The organism is Bacillota bacterium (assembly GCA_013314855.1).
Taxonomy (GTDB): domain Bacteria; phylum Bacillota; class Clostridia; order Acetivibrionales; family DUMC01; genus Ch48.
On the sequence record JABUEW010000076.1, the window covers coordinates 1 to 20815 of the forward strand.

The following is a 20815-nucleotide window of genomic DNA, read 5'->3' on the forward strand; positions in this document are numbered from 1 at the left end:
CCAACACCTTATATTATAACATATAACGTAAAACTACGCAATACTAAAACGAAAAATTTGACAAAAAAATAAGCCTATTTCAAGGCTTTTAAGTAATTTTTTATTTATTCAACTGTCAAACTTCCGAGATCTCACACTTATTATTGTTTTATTATTTCTCATGTTATATAATTACGATTAATATATATAATACGCTGCAAAATATATTTTTTTATTGAAGAAGAAGGTGTAATAGGGTATGTATGAAGGATGGACTAAAGAAGATATTTGTACTCATTGGGGTGAAGATAGCGACAGATACCTGGGAGCTATAGTGCCACCCATATTTCAGACATCTATTTTTTCAAGAAAAAACGGTAATTATGGATATACATATACCAGGGTAAGCAATCCTACTACAGAAATTGTCGAGAAAAAGATAGCAGCCCTTGAAGGAGGAGAAGCGGCCAGATGTTTTTCTTCCGGCATGGCAGCCATAACAGCTGCAATTATGCATTGTGTATCTGCAGGCAGCCACGTTATTGCTCCAAGAAATATATATCCTCCGGCCCGGGCTTTTCTACAGGATTATTTAAGTAAATTCGGAGTTGAAGCTACATTTGTTGATGGGACTGATGTTGCCGAAATAGAAAAAAGCATACGCTCCAATACACGCCTGATTTATCTGGAAAGCCCCGTATCTATGATATTTATGTTGCAGGATTTGGAACAGATAGCCAATATTGCGAAGTCTCGTGGAATAGTTACAGTAATAGACAATACGTGGGCTACACCTATTTTCCAGAATCCCATTAAATTCGGTATTGATATAGTAGTGCATTCTGCATCCAAATACCTTGGAGGCCATAGTGATATAGTAGGTGGTGCCCTGATTTCATCAAAAGAAATTGTAGATGAAATATCCAATAAAGAACGGAGCCTCTTTGGAGCTGTTATGGACCCTCATCAGTCATGGTTATTATTAAGGGGCATAAGAACACTCCCTTTAAGAATGGAAAGGCATCAGCAAAACGCTATTCAGGTGGCGGAGTTCCTTGAAAAACACGAAAAAGTAAAGAAGGTTTTGTATCCGGGGCTAAAAAGCCATCCCCAGTATGAGCTTGCTTGCCGTCAGATGACAGGATGCTCCGGACTCATGAGCTTTGTGTTGGACTATAGTGATGAGCAGATTATGCGCTTTGTAAAGAAACTTAAGCTTTTCTACGAATGTCCCAGCTGGGGAGGATATGAGTGCATTATTAATACTCCCGGAGTAGGGATAAGTAAAGAAATGTCACAACTCACAGGCATTCCCAGGGGGCTAGTACGGATATCGGTAGGTTTGGAGAATGTGGAAACTATAATAAAGGATCTGGACGATGGTTTAAAGCTGTTGTAAAAATATTAAAATATATAGAAAAGGTTAATGGGAAATGGTAAAATGTGTACCATAGATAGTAAAATCCAAGGGAGGAAGGGAGGGAGGAAGTAAAACGTGTACATACATTTATAATATACTTGTGCATATATTTATACCTGTGTATATATTAAGAGAATAGGGAGGGAGTTGTATGGCGGAAAGAAACTTTTCCATGAAAGAATACTGGATGCAAAGGGTTAAAAACTGGGAACCTATTATGGCCTTCAAAGGCAGCAGTAAGAAGGACTGGGAAGAATGGCGGGAAAAGGCATATCCCAAGTTTATGGAATTATTGGGGGAGTTCCCAAAAAAGGTTGACCTTGAGGCTGAAGTTGAATACTCGGTAGAAGAAGGTGACTTGATAAGGGAGAGAGTAGTTTTTAATTCAGAAGAGTATATGTCTGTGCCATGCCAGGTACTTTATCCTAAAAATATGAAAAAAGACAGGTCAAATCCGGCTATAATTTGCAGCCATGGACATGGTGCATATGGAAAGGACCCTGTTGCAGGGATAAGATCCTCTCCGGGGCATATCAGCGACATAAATAATATGAACTATAATTACGGCGAGCAAATGGCAAAAGCCGGATTTTTGACAATTTCACCTGATCTAAGGGTCTTTGGTGAAAGGCGTGACGGATTTGATCCATTTCCTGGACGAGACCCATGTAACATAAACTTTATCAAAGGGGTTATACTGGGTATTTACACTTTAACCCTGAACATCTGGGACATAAAGTGCTGTGTGGACTATCTTGAAACAAGAGAAGAGGTGGACCCTGAAAGGATAGGGATGATGGGCCTAAGCCAGGGAGGTACCATGACTACATTTGCTACTGCAGCAGAAAGCAGGATTAAAGCGGCAGACATAATAGGCTATGTGAACCCCTGGTCCGGATTTGGAATTGCAAGGGCAAATTTCTGTGGATCACAAATACTGCCGGATATTTATAAATATTTCGATACTGATGAAATTGCAGGCCTTATAGCGCCCAGGCCACTGTTACTAGAAATGGGAATATATGACAATTGCTTTTACATACAGGATATGCTGAAAGGGTATGAGGGGGTAAAAGAAATATATAAAGCAGCAGGAGTTGAAGATAAACTCTGGGCCGATATTCATCCGGGGCCTCATGCTTTTGCCGGGAATAAAGCCTTTGAGTTTTTTAAGAAATATTTATAAGAATGCAATAATGCTGTTTATTTACTGTAATAATGAATGATATGCTTGATAGCCTTACTGTGGAGAAGGTGAAGACATTTATAAAAGCATGTAAATATGTTAAAACAATGTTGAATGAAGGTGCAAGCAGGGAACAGGTGGGTGAGATGGTATCTCTTTTTATCTTTTTATGGCATTGATAAAATCATCTACATCGTATACAAATCCAAACATTATTGCTACCCACCAGAGAGCCATTTCCTTACCCCACTGATGCCTTGCGGATTCTTTGTTTTCTACAGCAGTAACAGCCTGACGTATAGCTGAACACATTACGCCATGCTGCATCGTTTCAAACATTCCGCATTCTTTAGAGTCTCTATTACCTCCTTCAAACTTGCCGTTCCTGAGAAGAGCTTATAACGACAGTGATTTTTCCCCCCTGAAGTAAAAACATATGACAAAGGCCATGGTTGAAGTGAAATACGGGCAATACGAGTTAGCGACAAGCTTAAGGGATATACGGAGTTTCCGTATGTAGAAAGGGTTTTCACAATTGAGAGGACAAGAATCATCAATAAAACAGGGAAAAAAAGCGTTGTAAAAGAATTATTTATAACCAACCTGCCAAAAAAAAAGAAAAGCAGACGAAAAGACGCTTCTAGAGATAGTGCGAGGGCATTGGACAATAGAGAACAAAGTGCATTATGTAAGAGATATGGCATTTGATGAGGATCGCTCTCAGATACGTAGCGATAATGGACCGAGAGTAATGGCAATTATCAGGAACCTGGTTATGAATATATTGAGAATGCTTGGTATTACGAATATCACCCAGTGTTTAAGAGAAAATGCCTTAGACAGGTCAAGAGTGTTTGCAATGCTGGGGGTTAGATAAATTTCTAAAAAAGTCCGGAATAGGTTATGGAAGATGAGCTCAACCGGCAGACTTATGCCCAAAGGTACGTTCTGTTGTACCGAATAATGCAATTCACTTCTTAAATAGCATATGAAGATGCTTTTTTTGAATAAGACCTGTTTTTCAACACGAATTTATTGACTTTGCTTGGTTTGTATTGTATATTCTTTGTATAATTATATAAAAGAATATATAAGGAGAGACGGGGTAGTAAAGAATATGAGAATTTCACAAATGTTTATGCCCACTTTAAGAGAAGTACCGGCAGAAGCTGAGATACCTAGCCATCAACTTATGTTGAGGGCAGGTTTAATGAGAAAACTGGCATCGGGGATTTATGCCTTTTTACCTATGGGGTATAGGACTTTCAGGAAAATTGAACAAATTATCAGGGAAGAAATGGACAGGGCAGGGGCTCTTGAACTGGTCATGTCTTCCATTTTGCCTGCTGAGTATTATCAGGCTTCAGGCAGATGGGAGGTTTTCGGCCCAGAGATGTTCAGGCTAAAGGACAGGAACGGCAGGGATTTTTGCTTAGGTCCTACTCATGAAGAAATTTTTACTGAGATTGTAAAAAATGAGGTCAGGTCATACAGGTCTCTTCCGTTAATACTTTATCAAATCCAGACCAAGTTCAGGGATGAAATAAGGCCAAGATTCGGTGTAATAAGATGCAGGGAGTTTGTGATGAAAGATGCATACAGCTTTGATAGGGGTGAAGATGGGCTTGATGTTTCTTATAAAAAGATGCACGATGCCTATTGCAGAATTTTTGACCGATGTGGGCTTGATTATATTGTAGTTGAGGCCGATTCGGGAGCTATGGGAGGGTCAGGTTCGGAAGAATTTATGGTGAAATCCGATATAGGTGAAGCGATTATAGTTTATTGTGATGAATGTGGATATGCTGCCAATGAAGAAAAAGCGCAATGTACTCCTGAACCTTGTTGTACCAATTGCCAGGGCTCGTCCTTTGCGGCCCATCTTCCCGTTGAAAAAGTTGAGACCCCTGATGTCAGGACAATAGAAGAGTTAATGAAGTTTTTTGATTGTTCACCGGCGCAATTTGCTAAAACTCTTATTTATAAAGCAGATGACAAATATGTTGCAGCCATGGTGAGGGGAGACAGGGAAATTAATGAGACAAAACTTCAGAATTATCTTGGATGTATTGAACTTGAACTGGCAGATAGCGAAGCGGTGAAAAGGATAACGAATGCAGATGTTGGTTTTGCAGGTCCTATTGGCTTAAAAATTGACATTATAATTGATCCTGAAGTGGAAACAATGAAAAACTTTGTGGTTGGGGCAAATGAGACAGGGTACCATTTGAAAAATGTAAATGTTTTCAGAGATTTCAAGCCTTCTGCTATAAAAGATATAAGGAATATTATGGAAGGAGACAGGTGCCCAAAATGTGGTGCTCCCGTCAAGATTTCCAGAGGCATTGAAGTAGGACATATTTTTAAATTGGGCACAAAGTACAGCAAGGCATTAAATTGTGTTTACCTGGATGAAAATGGGCAGGAACAGGTAATGGTAATGGGTAGTTATGGTATAGGTGTAGGCAGAACGATGGCTGCAATTATCGAACAGAACTATGATGAAGATGGAATTATATGGCCTATATCAATTGCACCCTATCATGCTATAGTGATTCCTGTAAACCAGTCTAACAAGGTGCAGGTTGATATTGCAGAGAGAATTTACGCACAGTTAATCTCTGAAGGTGTAGAAGTACTTATTGATGACAGGGATGAAAGGCCTGGCGTAAAGTTTAAAGACGCAGATCTAATCGGCATACCGATAAGGATAACTGTTGGAAGAAGGGCAGGAGAAGGGATAGTAGAATATAAGATGAGGAAATCAAAAGATGTCAGGGAAATAAAGATTGAACATATAGTAGACGAGGTAAAAAAAGATATAGTAAAATAAAAAAGAGGTAGGAAAATAAAAAGCGCTTTAGGGCGCTTTTTCTATTTTTACTTTTATTTAATATTATTTAAATTAATTTCATTAATTTCAACGTTTATGTAAATAATTCAAGCAAATTTGTCAATACTATAGTTATGAATAATTTTACAAGATTAAACAGTCATGTTGGAGGGATTGTATGAGAAAAAGAATAGTTGTGCTAATTGTATTAACTCTAATAGTTTCATCGGTGTTTTGCTTTGTGCCACGTAATATGTCCAGTGTTAAAGCAGAACCTGCAATTCAAGTATTGGGGTACTTGGACGCGAAGGTTACTGCATCTTCCCTAAATGTAAGACAAGGACCTTCACTAAATCATAAAGTAATATGTATATTAAAGAAAGGTCAAAGTGTTAAAGTTTTTGCTAAAATGGGAGACTGGTATGCTCTATATGAGCCTTCAACAGGGTGTGTAGGTATGGCTTATGGTAAATACTTGGATATTGCATGGCCAACACCTGCTCCCCAACCTGAGCCTGAACCTAAACCAACACCTACGCCTACTCCCACACCAACGCCTGAACCAACCCCTACCCCTACGCCGACACCTGAACCTACACCTGAGCCTGGGCCACCTGAAGATATATCCAAAGATGAACAGACACTCCTTGATCTTGTTAATAAGGCCAGGTCTGATGCCGGTGTAGGTCCATTAAAGTTTGATGCTGAACTTATGAAAGTAGCAAGGCTTAAGGCAAAAGACATGGTGGAAAAGGGCTATTTTGGCCATGAGTCCCCCACATATGGTTCGCCTTTTGATATGATGAAACAATTTGGGATAAGTTTTAGGACTGCAGGAGAAAACATTGCAGGGAACAGGACAGTGGAAGGTGCTTTTAAGGCCTGGATGAATTCAGAGGGGCATAGAAAGAATATTTTAAACAGTAAATTTAATTACACAGGTATAGGAATAGTTGAAAGCCCGACTTATGGGAAAATAATAGTACAGCAGTTTATTGGAAGGTGATCGTAGATTAGGCATAGACATAAGCTATATTATTTATCTTTTAAGAGGTTTTAAGAGGTGAGGGGCGGAAAGTCAACTTCTCACTTCCAACCTCTCACCTCCCACTGTGGCTCAACTTCAAAACTTTTACCTTTTAAATATTGCAAAAAATGATTGTCCTTTTTTAAGTCGAATATAACTTTATATGCCCAAAGAGCTTGCTTTTTCAGTTTCATGGCACGGTTATAACTGTTTATACCGTATTTTCCATCTCCCAATATGGGGTGGCCTATATATGCCAGATGAGCCCTTATTTGATGGGTCCGTCCTGTCACAAGTTCGATTTCAAGTTTGCTTATATCATCTTTATATGAAAGCACCTTGTATTTTGTAATAATCTCAAGGGAACCGGGCTTTTTTTCATTACTGATAAATACACGGCTTTTGCTTTCATCCTTTTCAAGAAAAGCCCGCAGTTCTCCTTTTTCTTTATCCATTTTTCCTTTCACGAGGCATTGATAGTACTTTTTTATTTCATTGGCTTTAATTTTGTCTAATATAATTTTTAAACTGGAGGGATTTTTAGCTATAATTACAAGGCCTCCCGTATTTCTGTCAAGCCTGTGGCATAGAGAGGGAGAAAAAGACGAAGAATCAAGGGGATTATACTCACCTTTTTGTTGGAGATAGTATTTTACAGAATCGATAAGAGTATTTTCCTTTTGGTTACGGTCGGGGTGCACAGGTATTCCTTGCTCTTTATTTACAATTATTATGTTATTATCTTCATAGACAACAGTAAAACTATAAGTTAAAGAAAGACCGGAATTTGCTTTGCCGTTGTCTAAAGGAATCCCTTTAAGAATATTATCCGGTATATATATTTCCAGTAAGTCACCCGGTAAAAGTATATGGTCTCCCTTTACTCTTTTACCATTCACCTTAATATCTTTTTTTCTTATAGCTTTATAAATAGCACTTACGGGCATGTCCTTGAAATTTTGTCTTAAAAATGTTATAAGCTTTTTGTTTCCTTGGCCCTTTTCAACTATAATTTTCTTCAAAGTCCAACCCTCTCTTCTTAATCTACATATTAATTATATTAATTATAATGTATATTAAATCTCTATTCAAATTGGATATATTACATAGAAACTGCATAGGCTTCTTTTTTTTGGATATGATATTAAGGGAGGGAGTATTCTTATGGTAAAGTCTAATAAAAATCGAAAAGAGGAAAAGAAGGGACCAAAATTAGCACCTGGTTTAACCGACCAAATACTTGAGGAGAATGCTTCTCCTGAAGACGTTAAAAAAGGCAACTATACGAAGGTAACAAGAGTTTTCCTCGATGAGAATGATCCGGTTTGAAAGGAGGCTTAGGAAAAGTGGGAGATAAAAAGAATAAGAATAAGAAGGGCAAAAATAAAATTAAACAATCATTCTATAACGACCAAATAGGTGAAAATGCCCATGATGAATTTGAAAAAAACTATGACAATAAGTAAACTTTAGCTTAAACTTTTGACAGAATCATACTTGCAAAAAACCACATTCAAGGCAAAACTAATATAAGCCGGGTGTGGTTTTTATTTTTTTGGACTATATTTCTTCACTTTTAAAAAATGCGCCCCCGAAGATTTGTAAATAATTGTAGACGGCATTAAGTTAATGTATAATAGGTATAGTCAAAAAATTTATTAAATAGGGGAGAAAAGTATATTATGAAAAAAGCTGTAATGTATGGTGCAGGGAATATAGGAAGGGGTTTTATCGGACAACTTTTTAGCGAGTCGGGATATGAGGTTGTATTTATCGATGTTAATCCCATAATTATAGAAAGGATTAATATTGACAAGTCTTATCCAATAAGAATTGTTGATGACGAAAAATCAAATGAGATTATTATAAGAAATGTCCGTGCTGTAAACGGTATGGATTTAGACGCTGTCGCATCTGAAATTGCCAATGCGGATATTATGGCTACTGCGGTGGGTGTGAATGTACTGCCTAAAATTGCAAAGCCTATTGCCCTTGGATTGAAAAAAAGATGGCGAATTGGCAATACCAGGCCATTGAATATTATAATATGTGAAAATCTTCTGGACGCAAACCGATACCTTGAAAAATTATTGAAACAAGAATTGGAAGAAGATGAGAAAAAACTGTTTGATAAAAAGATTGGGCTTGTTGAGGCATCTATAGGAAGAATGGTGCCTATAATGACTGAGGAAATGCAAGAAGGTAACCCTTTGAGGGTTTATGTGGAAAAATACTGTGAATTACCGGTAGACAAAGACGCTTTCAAAGGCGAAATACCCAGAATAAATAATATGGTCCCATTTTCTCCTTTTGATTTATATATTCAGCGCAAACTATTCATGCATAACATGGGGCATGCAACAGCGGCATACCTTGGGTTCATGAATAATTATAAATACATATGGGAAACGTGTAGTGATTCCTCCATTAAACTGATAACATTCAAGGCTTTGCTGGAATCTTCAATGGCGCTGTCATTAGAACATAATTATTCCCTGCAGAAACTTATTGTACATGCTGATGATTTAATCTACAGGTTTGGAAACAGGTTATTGGGAGATACCGTGGCAAGAGTTGGAAGAGACCCTGTTAGGAAACTCTCGGAAAATGACAGGTTGGTTGGAGCTGCCAGGCTTTGTATAAGAAACGGAATAAACCCGGTATACATCTCTATAGGTATAGCTGCAGGATATGCATTTTCCCTTGAAGATGACCCGGCCGCTCAAAAAATAAGCAAAACAATAAAGGATTATGGCATTAATGAGGCTCTAAAGCAATACAGTAATATAGATGGTGAATGCCCGGTTTTCAAGTTGGTGATTGAATTCTATGAAATGTTAAAAGCTGGAGAACAATTGTTCCGCATAGAAAGAGAAGCAGAAAAAAGAAAGGTAAGCCAGTGAAAGAGATACGCTAATGAGAGATTTTATAATAACACTTGAATTAAAGAATGCTGGTTGGTAAAATATATTTGCAGTTTAACCTGTGCATAAAAATATATGTGCAAAAAATATAGAGGGAAGAAATAGAGGAAGGATTTTATGGAAACTATAGGTAACGCTATTGGAGTTATATTAAAAAGGCCGTTTATTATAATTTATTGGGGAATTTTAATGTTAATATGGACATTGGCAGGTTATATCCTACCGGTATTTAAGACATTATATGAACTTAGTGCAATCAGCGGCAGCAATTCCCTTGAAAGTATTATGTCTTTCATACAAGTATTATATAGTTATTTATCAGATACTAAGATTGTAATTGTTGTCATTATTATTTTGCTTGTAATTTTGGCAGCTGTATCTATAATAGCCGGTGCTTTATTGTCAGGTTACTTCTATATATTGAATAACACTGTTAATAAAAAGCAAAAGTTAAAGGGAGAGTTTTCAACGGGTATAAGAGAATATTTTGGCCCTACATGGGTGGTTACCTTTATTGTACTCCTCGCAGGGTTGTTACTTACAATATTTATGGCAGTATCATCAGTACCTGCATTAGTAATTACAAGGGCTTCTATTGAAAAAGGCAGAGAAATGTTGCCTGCAGTATTATTTGTAGATGTTTTAACCGGTGTGGTACTATTTTTTGGAATAATGTTTTTCAGGATTTATGTTTTTTTCTGGTATCCTGCTTTAATAAACAATGGCAAAAAGACTTTCTTGAAAGCAAAAAGGTTTGCAGATAGAAATTTCTGGAGAATCCTAAGCGCTATATTTATCTTCGATGTAGTATTTATTGGTTTTCAAATAATATTTATCAAGTTCGATGACAATATATGGTTATTGTTATTCAAATGGTTATTTTTAACTGCATTTTATGCTTTATTTACAACATATATTTTTACTGCATATAAAAAATATTCTGAAGAGGATATGGAAAAAAATCATAACAATTATTAAGTTAATAAAATATATATCAATACAACCAACAAAATATCATCCCTAATTTCTTCATTTAGAAGGAGGAATATTAATCCTAAAATAACTATTTCTTCAAATTGAATTTTCCTGGAGAAAATATTTAAAAAGGGAAATGCGCTGTTTTCCCTGCTTTTATTAATTACCTCCGGCCCAGTTTGCGAAGAAGACCCTGGGCCGGGGATATGCTCTAATTCATTAGGCAGGGGGATTTCCTCGGCTTTTTTTTTGTCATCCTTTAGCTTTTCCTCCTGGATGTCAGAGCTTGATCGTTTAGTGACATGTCTCGGACCAGGATACATATATTTTCTATGTATTAGAGGATACCTCCTATATAGCACCCGGACTCCCCCTTAAAAGTTATTGTTCTCCGTATTTCCTATAGTTTCAAATAGCCTTGTTATTTGGAGCAACGTAATGCAATTATTTATTTTTTTCTGCCTGTTATTATTAAGAAACGGTTTTAATGCCATCAGCAAGTTTATTCTTGGATCACTTTTAGAATTTAACTTTCTCATAATGTTTTTTACTGTCCTTATCATTTCCAGGTTTTCTGCCAGTTCATCTTTATTTTCCATTTTTATCGACTGATCATCGGTTTGACTGCTTTTTTTTTGTAGGTCAGGGCTATCATTTTTCTCTATTGCTCCAGCAAATAGAGAAATGAGGTCCTTCAAGTTTTCGGGAAGAGTATCTTGATTTAACATATCCGCTATTTGTTTAATTGTTGAGCCAAGGTCATCATTCACTACTAATTTCCCCTCCTAAAGGGTAAAAACTATCTTAATTAAAATATATTCAAATATTATTTAATAATGTCTTCAATTTCTTTATAATTTCATCTCCATGTTCACCGACAAGTTCTTTAAGCTTCTGAAGGTCTTCATCGGTAACTTTACTCTTTATTTCTTCAATATTAATATTTAGTTCCTTTAATTTTGATTGGTCAAACTCATTTACCTTTTCAATTAATTCATTTTTATCTATTTTTTTTATCTTTTTTGCCAAATCTTCAGTCTTACCCTTTTTTAACATATCTAAAGCAGCATTTAACTTGGCCTGCAAAACTTTATCGTCCATTTTACCTAATATATCGGCTAATTTTTTATTTAACCCATTACTCATTCCTTTTAACCTCCATAAAATATGTAATATTTTTTATTTTGTATAACTTCCGGTAAGCAGTATAAAGAAAAGGACTCCAAAAAAAAGCACATAGCTTATGTCGAATTCCTTACGGTAATCAACACTAGACTCTTGCCTCTCCGGAAAGAGCAAGAAGAAAAACAATATGGGTAAAAGCAGCTCATCACTCCCTTCGTTAAAAAATCGGCCAAGCTTTTGAAAAACATTCTGTATTGAACCCATTTAACACCACCCATTTTTATTTACCATATTATTTTATGACTGTAGTCAGTAAAATGTTACACTTAACGATATCTGCAATGAATTACAAAAGTTATGGTTTTGGCTGAAAGCATGCTAAAGCAGTATTAATAATAGAATAATATAAGAAATATTAATATAAAAAATAACAGATTAGGGTCACGTTTACTATTATAATAATTTAAACCAAAATTACAACAGCAACCTGGGAATTTCTTGCTTAGAAATCCTATAGGCCTGCTATCGTAGAAAAGCAGCAAGTATATAAGTATAAAATATAAAAGTTCAGAGTTATTTTTACCATTATAATGGCATACCTCGCATATTTGGCATACCTCACATATTTGATTGCGGGCACTCATTTTACTCCCTCCAATCTTATATATTTACATAGTATTCAATGTTTTAGCAAAATGTGAAACTATTTGTCTGCATTTTCGGCAGTCAAATTTCATGAATATTTGATACCCTGTGCGGGTATATATCAATAATAGTTTTTTATAAAAGGGTGGTAGTGTGTATGAACGGTTATTTATATGCAATTGGTTTTTTGGAGGGAATACTGACCTTTATATCACCCTGCATTTTACCTCTCTTACCTGTATATTTTTTTTATCTGGCAGGAATTTCATCGGAAACAGATAGAGAAAGGGACAGCAGCGAAAATGATAGTATAATGAATAAGAGATTTTATGTGAAATACAGGTTGGTTTTAAATGCCACAGGGTTTGTTTTGGGTTTTTCCGGAGTATTTATAACATTGGGAGCAGTAGCAACATCATTAGGTCATTTTTTAAGAGATAATTTAGACTTATTCCGCAAAATAAGTGGGATAATAATTGTTGTCTTCGGCTTTAATTTCATGGGTGTCTTCAATCTGGGTTTCTTGAACAAAGAAATGAGGTTTGACTTTAAAGCTAAAGAACTGAAGTTTATTGGTTCAATATTGTTTGGTATGGTCTTTGGCTTTGGATGGACCCCCTGTGTAGGAGCTTTTTTAGGGTCTGTGCTTATTATGGCTGGGAACTCTGAAACTTTAAAGGATGGTATTTTTCTGCTTTTTATTTATTCATTAGGGTTAAGTATACCTTTCATGCTTTCTTCAATTTTGTTTAGTAAAATAAAAGGAACATTTATATGGCTTAAGAAAAACAGCAAAGTTATAAGCATAATATCGGGAATTGTTTTAATAGTTACAGGCGTTCTTGTATATGCTGATGTTTTGAAGTATTTATAAAATGTGAAACTATGCAAATTTTAGATTGATTCCGAAAATATCGGATTGAATCGTTAATCACTGATAATATAATTTTAAGGAGGATTTTTATGGACAGGTCTGATAAAAATAAAGCTTATGGGAAAAAATTAAAAAACACTATATATTGGGTAATTTTATTTGTATTAGTTGTATTACTGTCGTATAATTTATATAATTTATATAATAGGTATGCAGGTAGTACATCGTTGAAACTGATGCCGGGTCAAATAACAGACAAAGGCGGGTCTTCTATTGGAGAAAATAGCCATAGAGAAGAGGATAACAGCTCAAATAGTAATGATAATTATAATGTGGGGGAGAACGATAAGCGGAATAATGAAGGGAACAATGGTGAGAACAGAGATGAGAGCAATGTGGATAAAGAGGAAAAAATAGCTGCTCCGGATTTTGAGCTCGAAGATTTGGAAGGAAACAAGGTAAAACTCTCTGAATATAAAGGGAAGATTGTTATACTGAATTTTTGGGCCTTGTGGTGTCCATATTGCATAAAGGAAATGCCGGACCTTGATAGGGTGAATAAAAAACTTCTTGAGGGTGATGATGCTGTAATATTGACTGTAAATTTACAGGATAGTATTGATAAAGTAAAGGATTATATCCGGGAAAATGGATTTTCCATCCCCGTGCTTATGGACACTGACGGAAATGTAGGTAATATGTATAATGTAACAGGAATACCAATAACTTATATAATTGATAAAGAAGGAGCCTTTTATGGGTATATACCGGGAGCTACTAATGAAAAGGCGCTTTTGGAGATTATTGAAAAAATAAACTAAGGTAGGGAAAGGAGTTGTTATTATTGTATGTATGATGTCATAATAATCGGTAAAGGACCTGCCGGATTATCTGCGTCCCTTTATACAACCAGGGCTAATTTAAAAACATTGGTAATTGGAAAAAATGACAGTGCTTTAAAAAAAGCTGCTAAAATTGAGAATTACTTTGGGTTTTCAAAACCTGTAAGTGGTGAATACCTGCTGGAAGAAGGTGAAAAGCAGGCATTAAGACTGGGGACTTTTATCATAGAAGATGAAGCAGTATCTATTGAAAAGAAGAATGACATGTTTAGGGTTACCACTTCCGGAGGACTTTATGAAGGAATAGCCGTACTGATTGCTACAGGCCAGCCGCAAAAACAAATCAAAATAAAGAATATAGAAAAATTTGAGGGGAATGGAATCAGTTATTGCACAACGTGTGACGGATTCTTTTATAACAACCTTAAGGTAGGGGTACTTGGTAATAAAGACTATGCTATTCATGAAGCAACAGAGCTTGAGGCATATACTGAAGATATAACAATATATACAAATGGTAAAGAACTTGATTTAACGGAAAAATTTAGTAAAGAAGCTTCTAAATATAAAATTAACCAAAAGGTTATAACAGAAGTAGATGGAGAGGATTTTCTCCGGAGGATATACTTTGACGATGGTACAAGTGAAGAAATTGATGGCCTTTTTATTGCCGAGAAAAGTGCTTCAAGTATTGATTTTGCACGAAAGCTCGGAGTTATTACCAGGGAGAACTCAATTGTTGTTGATGAATATCAGAAGACAAATCTTGAAGGACTATTTGCAGCAGGAGATTGTACCGGAGGTTTGAAACAGGTTTCAACGGCAGTGGGGCAGGGCGCCCTGGCAGGCAAAACGATAATTGAGTATGTTAGAAAATTTAAAAAATAATGGGTATTGTCTAACAGCAAAAAACAACGTAATATAGTAATATATTAAAGGTGATCGGGTGGCGGAAGGTAAAATAAAAAAAAATACAAAACAAAAAGTAAGTGACAGTATTAGGAATAGGAATATTGGTTTTAAATACATTGCCGTATCTTTTTTTATATTATTCTCAGTATCGGGCTTTTTACTTATATTGTACAGCACATCAAAGTACGGGCCTGCAAGTACTCATGATTCGGTAGCTTATATGTATGCTGCAGAGTCTTTGTTAAAAGGAAAGGGGTTAGTATATTTTGGATATGACACTCCCTATGTTCAGTGGCCGCCCCTGTACCCGGTTCTGCTTTCAGGTATAAGTCTTTTGGGTCATAACCTGCTTATTGCTGCAGGATATTTAAACGGATTTATATTCGCATTAATCATATTTTTTTCCGGATATTGGTTGCTAAAAGGTACGGGAAATTGTATTATATCAATTACCGGGTCGATTGCCGTATTAGCTTCAATTCCTTTAACTTATGTTTCAAAGTTTATATGGTCGGAACCTTTATTTATTCTGCTGCTATTATTATTTATGATAAGCCTTGACAATTATATTTATAAATCATCATTAAGGTTTCTGATAGAAGGAGCATTATTTGCTGCCTTGGCATGTTTGACGAGATATATCGGAATAACAATTATTATCACGGGTTGTATTCTTTTACTGATTCAGCAAAAAAAATTTATTAACAGGTTTGTTGAAACTGTGATATTTGGGTTTATCTCTTCAACTCCTGCTGTCTTGTGGATAACAAGAAACTATTTATTGTTTAATACATTAACGGGAGGACGTCCTCCTGCTCAAAATACTTTTGATGAAAATATTACTATTACTTTCAAAACATTAGCTTCGTGGTTTGCGCCCGATTACTCTGAGTCCATATTTTATGTAATGTTGGCATTGCTTGTATCTATATCGGTAATTACAATAATTAAAAATTTTTATGAAAGTGTAGGACAGGCCGGGCAGAATAAAAACAGGGTTTACAGGATTATTATACCTCTTGTCTTTTCTTTTGTTTATGTTGGTTATCTAATTATTTCAGCTTCAGCGGTAGCTTTTGATAGTATAAACAGCAGGTTGCTTGTGCCTGTTTATGTTCCCTTGATAATGACGATATTTTTTACATTGAATGATATTATAGCTTTACAAAATGGGAAAATAAGAAATATAGTAATAAAATGTTTATTTATTGTTTTTTATTCAATATGGCTATTATACCCTATTTCTGAAATTACCGTTAGTACCCGGTATTCCCATGAGAAAGGGGCGGGGATTCTTGCATCAGAGTGGTGGATAAATTCCGGACTTATGGACTATATAAGGAAACTCCCCGGTGAAAACAGAGTTTATAGTAATTTTCCTGATGCAGTTTACATTCATACCGGGAAGAAAGCCGGTTATACACCAAAAAAAGAGGGTTTGGCTCCATATGGACTTGATAAATTCAAAAAATCTGTTGAAAATTCAGACTGCATATATATTGCCTGGTTTAACATGGATACGATAAATAACATTTATTGTATAGATGAGTTAAAAGATTACTTTACGATACAAGTAGTAGAAAAATTTCCTGACGGAGTGATTTACAAAATAACAGGATTGCGGGGTTTTTATAATGAATAGGAGAAAGATTAACTTTGAAGTAAAAAAGTATAAACCTATCGAAATTTTTATTTCTATGCGTCCAAAACAGTGGATAAAAAACGGTTTTGTTTTTGCCGGACTGATTTTTTCGAAATCATTTTTTGATATGGAAGCTATTTTAAAAACAGTTTATGCATTTATTTTATTCTCTATAGTATCAGGAACAGCATATGTTGTAAATGATGTTGTTGACAGGAATAGGGATGCAGTACACCCATTAAAGTGTAAAAGGCCCATTACATCAGGAAGATTAAAACCTGTTGAAGCTCTTTTACCCCTATCGGTTTTTCTTGTAGTTGCCATTTATATATCATATAGATTGAATATGAAGTTTTTTTTAATACTTACGGCTTATTTCTTGCTTGTATTGGCTTACTCTATTGTGCTAAAGAATGTTGCTATTATCGATGTGATAATAATAGCATTAGGATTTGTTTTACGAACCCTAGGAGGAACTGCAATTATAAATGTAATAATATCTCCATGGCTGATTATGTGTACAACTTTTCTTGCTTTATTTTTAGCATTAAATAAAAGAAAAAATGAACTTGTCCTATTATCGGAAAATGCTGCAAATCATCGGGAAAACTTAGGGCAGTATACTTCGGAATTAATTGACCAAATGCTTCCGGTGGTAACTTCAGCAACCATAATGTCATATTCTCTCTACACATTTAGCTCAGGTAAGTCTCATTATATGATGTTTACAATACCCTTTGTGATATATGGGGTTTTTCGGTACCAATACCTGGTTTCTACAGGGGTGAAAGGAGGAAGTCCCGAAACTGTTTTTTTAAAAGATAAACCGTTATTATTAAATGTTATATTATGGATTGTCTCCTGTGTCATTATAGTGACGCTTTTTTATTAACTAACAAATAATGGATTATTGATTTATTCATATATGTATGTTACTATTTTATCTATGGATAATAAAATAGTAGAGATATTAGACTTTTTTAAAAATGGAGGAAAAAAGTTTTGTTGGGAAATACGCCTATTTTTGATGAAAATACTATATTTCGAAGTTTACGTAAGGATAACATGACTTTTTTGGAAGTTTATAATGAAATATTAAAGTTTATCAGTTCTGATACCGGGAGTTCCTATAAAATATCTATAGGTACAGACTCCCAGGTAGGGTCTGGAACTGTTTTTGTTTCTTGTATCCTTGTCCACAGGGTTGGCAAGGGAGCAATAGGTTTCCTCCATAAAAGTGAAATACCAAGGCAGGTAAAAAATTTAAGAGAAAAAATATACCTGGAAACATGTGCCAGCCTTCAATTGGCTTACCTGTTCGATGACGAAAAGATTGGTAATATTATAAAAACTGTTAAATCAGGAGGTAACCTGAGAGGGGTTACTTTTGAATTTCACATAGATGTAGGAACAAAAGGCCCTACCAAAACCCTTATTAACGAGATGGTCGGAATGGTAAAAGGCCTTAGTTTTGTTCCTAAAATAAAACCGGACAGCTATTGTGCAAGTTGTTTTGCAGACCGGTATACAAAAGCTATTTAATTTCCGTTAATAAATGCATGTCGTTCTTTTATAATAGAGAAAGCAAGTGGCTCAAATTCTTCACCGCACTTGCAACGGATTTTATATTTTGTACCCATAACGGAGGGTATAACAATGATTGAAATATCACTTTCCTTCTTTGACCCGTCATTCCCAAATTGTTCTAAAGCCATACTTACAAGGCCATTTTCAATTATTTCCTTGTTAGTATATCCTTTAATAACTTCTTTTGCTGTGCTGTGTTCCATGTAAGGACAATTATGGTATCTCATCCAGTCCAGTAATGCCTCTATTTCGCTCTGACGGATGGAAAACACCATAGGATAAATTCTTGAAGGTTTAACTTCATTGGTTTTGTTTGTTGACCCCAAAAACCACTTTATAAACATATTATACCCCAGCCTTCCATTTATATATCGTCAAACTTACTGTAAATTTGACTTAACAAATTGTAAATCATAGTTTACAAAATTAATAATAACATGTTATTATTAAAATGTCAACCATATTTTACAAATATTTCATTAAAATTAAAAGCGAAAAATAAAATACTTTTAAAATATTTGTCAATTTGATATAATATGGAACTGGAGGAGACGAGATGAGCAGACTTGGGGATTTAGTTAAAGCCAAAAGAGAGAGTATGAAGCTGTCTTTAAGAGAATTTGCAGATATGTGTAATGTGAGTCATTCATATATTAAAAACCTTGAAGATGGAGACCCCAGGACAGGGAAAGATATAACACCTACTCTCGAGTATCTGGAAAGGATTGCCCCTGTTTTAGGTATGTCTTTGGAAGATTTACTAAAAGAAACAGGCTATATACAGGATACGGACAATAGCTTCTACCCCCTCAATCTTAAGTTGATAAGAGGAGATAAATCGTATGACGGTATCTGCAAGGAAATAGAAGATAAAACCGGTGTAAAAATTGAGCCGTCTGTTTATGAGGCTGTTGAGAAAGGGTTGAACAAACAACCGTCTCCATTATTTATTGATGTGCTTGCAAAATTTGCCGGTGTTGACAGGCTTTTTTTCTACCGGAAAAATACCTTAAGTTCTCTGGAGTACGCAAAGAAAATGTTCCCGTATCAGTATGTCCAGCCTAAAAACGAGGCTTTTTCCAATATACCGGAAGACATACTGGAATTTATATCTAACCCGCTAAACTTAGAATACCTAAAGCTGGCAAAAGAGCTGGCAGATAAAAAAATAAAAGTAAAGTTAGTAAGAGATATTATGTTTGAAGATTGAAATAACATCAGGCAGATATAAAGCATATAGATCTTTTAAGGTACACACACACAAAAGAAAACACAGCTTTTCAGCCGTGTTTTAAATAAGAGACAGCCAGACTCTATTATGTATTTTCATTGTCTATTTATCGAGGCACTTTGGCTGCTTCGGCTGGTATAAGAGCCATGTGCAAGCTGAAGATGCAGATATTACTGCAAACAGGGTTACCAGCGCTCCTAATACTTTGAAAACCTTTGACTTTAACATCGTTATTTCCCCCTTTCCCTTAGTGTTTCGTCAATAAGCTCAATAACGTGATCTGTATATCCTTCTTTTAGCAAACTTTTAATTCTTTCAAGCTCAAAATCATGTATTTTCCGGCTTATTAAAGAGCGGTTCTTTAACTTAAACCATTTGTAAACCATCCATGTAGTAAATATCACAATAATACAAATATTAACTATTAGTGTGGTTATTGTCTTAAAATCGCGCTCAATATTTTTAAGGCCCGTTTCAACAGAAATCATGCTGCTTATGATTAACAGTCCGAAAAGTATTGTTTGTATCAAATCTTCTGTTGAAAGCTTCAAGGCATAGAAGTTTATGTTTCTTACCCTGCTTAAAATAATAATTCCCAACAACTGAAAAACTCTTACAGGCAATGAAACCAGGATTCTTAGAAAGTCGTTACTGTACGTTATTTCCAGGGAAATACCTAATATTTTAAGAATAGAGGATACAGCTATTGATTCTCCTATAACAAGTATTACTAAAGATAATAATACACCCATAATTATTGGAAATAATTTATACCTGAAAATAGCATATATTATTAATGGATAAATAAATGTAGCCAATATTACATTATATATAAGCAGAGGAACAAATGACCTAAATGTAACAGAAACTATGGTAATAAGAGCAGACGATAAAAGTATTTTATAAATATTCTTCATATCTTTAAAATTGAGAGCATCTTTATATCCTGCTGTTGTAAGTGTTGTTAAAACAATAAACAGCATTTCAGGAAAACCTACGAAAATTATAGACCGTATAGTCATACTGTCCATGTATATCTTTTTACCCCCTATTTATATGTGTATATAAAATTACTACATATTTTCATTTTCCCAAAATTCAAAAATACAAAATTCCGACAAGCAACAAAGTGTTGCCTCCCGTATAAAGAGTAAAACTGTTTCTCCTCGGAAACAGTTCTCAAATAATTACAATACTCATTAAAAAGTGTAATTTTAAGTTTAAATTTACTTCTTTTTATAATAATACCATAATTTTTGGAAAATGTAAATAATTTTTTAAAAAAAATTCACATACCCATTAAATAAAAAAACATAACCTTTTAATTTAAAGATTAGCATAAAAAATATCAAAAATAGCCTACTAGAAGCCTATATGATGCCGGTTGTAAATTTCCTGCTTGGGTGATAATGAGGAGACAGAGACATAAAGACTTTCTTGTTTGTATTTGTTACTATATAGAAACACTGCTGTACCTTATGTTAAACCATTAAGGAAACAAGCCAAATACAAGTATAAAGCTACCTTGAACCTCCTTTCTAAATGGTGCATAAACGTAACATAAATTAAGTATAACATATATATGGCAAGAATGCAACATTATTTTTAAAAAA

The 20815-nt window shown here is 35.0% G+C and carries 24 protein-coding genes; 15 read left to right on the forward strand and 9 right to left on the reverse strand.

The window, feature by feature from the left end:
• Positions 1 to 238: 238 nt before the first annotated feature.
• Together HPY74_13165 and HPY74_13170 are read left to right on the forward strand one after the other, a co-directional pair.
• A complete protein-coding gene (locus HPY74_13165; protein NSW91600.1) occupies positions 239 to 1378 on the forward strand; it encodes an aminotransferase class I/II-fold pyridoxal phosphate-dependent enzyme in 1140 nt (379 codons plus the stop codon).
• A gap of 172 nt (positions 1379 to 1550) precedes the next feature.
• Complete coding sequence (locus tag HPY74_13170; GenBank protein NSW91601.1) at positions 1551 to 2585, forward strand: acetylxylan esterase; 1035 nt, start codon at positions 1551 to 1553, stop codon at positions 2583 to 2585.
• A gap of 159 nt (positions 2586 to 2744) precedes the next feature.
• On the opposite strand, the gene HPY74_13175 is transcribed toward HPY74_13170, so the two are convergent.
• The gene (locus tag HPY74_13175) at positions 2745 to 2924 is read right to left on the reverse strand and encodes a hypothetical protein (protein ID NSW91602.1); all 180 of its coding nucleotides are present in this window, start codon (positions 2922 to 2924) and stop codon (positions 2745 to 2747) included.
• Positions 2925 to 3234: 310 nt separating this feature from the next.
• Here HPY74_13175 and HPY74_13180 point away from each other — a divergent pair, with 310 nt between their 5' ends.
• The 3 genes from HPY74_13180 (at position 3235) to HPY74_13190 (ending at position 6424) form a co-directional block, all read left to right on the forward strand.
• Positions 3235 to 3462, forward strand: a complete 228-nt coding sequence (locus HPY74_13180) for a transposase (protein NSW91603.1) — start codon at positions 3235 to 3237, stop codon at positions 3460 to 3462.
• A 240-nt stretch (positions 3463 to 3702) separates the two neighbouring features.
• Positions 3703 to 5418, forward strand: a complete 1716-nt coding sequence (locus tag HPY74_13185) for a proline--tRNA ligase (protein ID NSW91604.1) — start codon at positions 3703 to 3705, stop codon at positions 5416 to 5418.
• Positions 5419 to 5596: 178 nt separating this feature from the next.
• Positions 5597 to 6424 carry an SH3 domain-containing protein gene (locus HPY74_13190; protein ID NSW91605.1) on the forward strand — a complete coding sequence of 276 codons (828 nt, stop codon included), beginning with the start codon at positions 5597 to 5599 and terminating at the stop codon, positions 6422 to 6424.
• Between the two features lie 80 nt (positions 6425 to 6504).
• Here the strand turns inward: HPY74_13190 and HPY74_13195 are convergent, their stop codons facing one another.
• Positions 6505 to 7467, reverse strand: a complete 963-nt coding sequence (locus tag HPY74_13195; protein NSW91606.1) for an RluA family pseudouridine synthase — start codon at positions 7465 to 7467, stop codon at positions 6505 to 6507.
• 142 nt (positions 7468 to 7609) lie between these two features.
• Here HPY74_13195 and HPY74_13200 point away from each other — a divergent pair, with 142 nt between their 5' ends.
• From HPY74_13200 to HPY74_13210, 3 genes are all read left to right on the forward strand, one after another.
• Positions 7610 to 7774, forward strand: a complete 165-nt coding sequence (locus HPY74_13200) for a hypothetical protein (protein NSW91607.1) — start codon at positions 7610 to 7612, stop codon at positions 7772 to 7774.
• A 353-nt stretch (positions 7775 to 8127) separates the two neighbouring features.
• A complete protein-coding gene (locus HPY74_13205) occupies positions 8128 to 9348 on the forward strand; it encodes a mannitol-1-phosphate 5-dehydrogenase (protein ID NSW91608.1) in 1221 nt (406 codons plus the stop codon).
• A 138-nt stretch (positions 9349 to 9486) separates the two neighbouring features.
• On the forward strand, positions 9487 to 10347 hold the full coding sequence (locus tag HPY74_13210) for a hypothetical protein (GenBank protein NSW91609.1): 861 nt from the start codon (positions 9487 to 9489) through the stop codon (positions 10345 to 10347).
• Here HPY74_13210 and HPY74_13215 read toward each other — a convergent pair.
• Genes HPY74_13215 through HPY74_13230 form a run of 4 tightly spaced genes read right to left on the reverse strand, consistent with a single transcriptional unit; the run spans position 10344 to position 11733 of the window.
• Positions 10344 to 10706 carry a hypothetical protein gene (locus HPY74_13215; protein NSW91610.1) on the reverse strand — a complete coding sequence of 121 codons (363 nt, stop codon included), beginning with the start codon at positions 10704 to 10706 and terminating at the stop codon, positions 10344 to 10346. The genes HPY74_13210 and HPY74_13215 overlap by 4 nt on opposite strands.
• Positions 10707 to 10718: 12 nt before the next feature.
• Positions 10719 to 11114 carry a hypothetical protein gene (locus HPY74_13220; GenBank protein NSW91611.1) on the reverse strand — a complete coding sequence of 132 codons (396 nt, stop codon included), beginning with the start codon at positions 11112 to 11114 and terminating at the stop codon, positions 10719 to 10721.
• 49 nt (positions 11115 to 11163) lie between these two features.
• Complete coding sequence (locus tag HPY74_13225; protein ID NSW91612.1) at positions 11164 to 11490, reverse strand: membrane trafficking protein; 327 nt, start codon at positions 11488 to 11490, stop codon at positions 11164 to 11166.
• Between the two features lie 33 nt (positions 11491 to 11523).
• A complete protein-coding gene (locus HPY74_13230; protein ID NSW91613.1) occupies positions 11524 to 11733 on the reverse strand; it encodes a hypothetical protein in 210 nt (69 codons plus the stop codon).
• A 538-nt stretch (positions 11734 to 12271) separates the two neighbouring features.
• Between HPY74_13230 and HPY74_13235 the strand changes: the two genes are divergently transcribed.
• From HPY74_13235 to HPY74_13260, 6 genes are all read left to right on the forward strand, one after another.
• Complete coding sequence (locus HPY74_13235; protein NSW91614.1) at positions 12272 to 12988, forward strand: cytochrome c biogenesis protein CcdA; 717 nt, start codon at positions 12272 to 12274, stop codon at positions 12986 to 12988.
• A gap of 89 nt (positions 12989 to 13077) precedes the next feature.
• On the forward strand, positions 13078 to 13809 hold the full coding sequence (locus tag HPY74_13240) for a TlpA family protein disulfide reductase (protein NSW91615.1): 732 nt from the start codon (positions 13078 to 13080) through the stop codon (positions 13807 to 13809).
• 27 nt (positions 13810 to 13836) lie between these two features.
• Entirely contained in the window at positions 13837 to 14718 is an 882-nt protein-coding gene (locus HPY74_13245) for an NAD(P)/FAD-dependent oxidoreductase (protein NSW91616.1), read from the forward strand.
• 58 nt (positions 14719 to 14776) lie between these two features.
• Positions 14777 to 16384, forward strand: coding sequence for a hypothetical protein (locus tag HPY74_13250; protein NSW91617.1), 1608 nt, complete (start codon positions 14777 to 14779; stop codon positions 16382 to 16384).
• Positions 16377 to 17276: a decaprenyl-phosphate phosphoribosyltransferase gene (locus HPY74_13255; protein ID NSW91618.1), complete on the forward strand. Its 900-nt coding sequence runs from the start codon at positions 16377 to 16379 to the stop codon at positions 17274 to 17276. Before HPY74_13250 ends, HPY74_13255 begins: the two co-directional genes overlap by 8 nt.
• A gap of 110 nt (positions 17277 to 17386) precedes the next feature.
• Positions 17387 to 17926 (forward strand): ribonuclease H-like YkuK family protein, encoded by a 540-nt coding sequence (locus HPY74_13260; protein ID NSW91619.1) that lies wholly within the window; start codon positions 17387 to 17389, stop codon positions 17924 to 17926.
• On the opposite strand, the gene HPY74_13265 is transcribed toward HPY74_13260, so the two are convergent.
• Complete coding sequence (locus tag HPY74_13265; GenBank protein NSW91620.1) at positions 17923 to 18315, reverse strand: hypothetical protein; 393 nt, start codon at positions 18313 to 18315, stop codon at positions 17923 to 17925. The genes HPY74_13260 and HPY74_13265 overlap by 4 nt on opposite strands.
• 212 nt (positions 18316 to 18527) lie before the next feature.
• Here HPY74_13265 and HPY74_13270 point away from each other — a divergent pair, with 212 nt between their 5' ends.
• Positions 18528 to 19181, forward strand: a complete 654-nt coding sequence (locus tag HPY74_13270) for a helix-turn-helix transcriptional regulator (protein ID NSW91621.1) — start codon at positions 18528 to 18530, stop codon at positions 19179 to 19181.
• Positions 19182 to 19304: 123 nt separating this feature from the next.
• On the opposite strand, the gene HPY74_13275 is transcribed toward HPY74_13270, so the two are convergent.
• Positions 19305 to 19430 (reverse strand): cyclic lactone autoinducer peptide, encoded by a 126-nt coding sequence (locus HPY74_13275; protein NSW91622.1) that lies wholly within the window; start codon positions 19428 to 19430, stop codon positions 19305 to 19307.
• 2 nt (positions 19431 to 19432) lie between these two features.
• Positions 19433 to 20233, reverse strand: coding sequence for a hypothetical protein (locus tag HPY74_13280; GenBank protein NSW91623.1), 801 nt, complete (start codon positions 20231 to 20233; stop codon positions 19433 to 19435).
• Positions 20234 to 20815 lie beyond the last annotated feature (582 nt).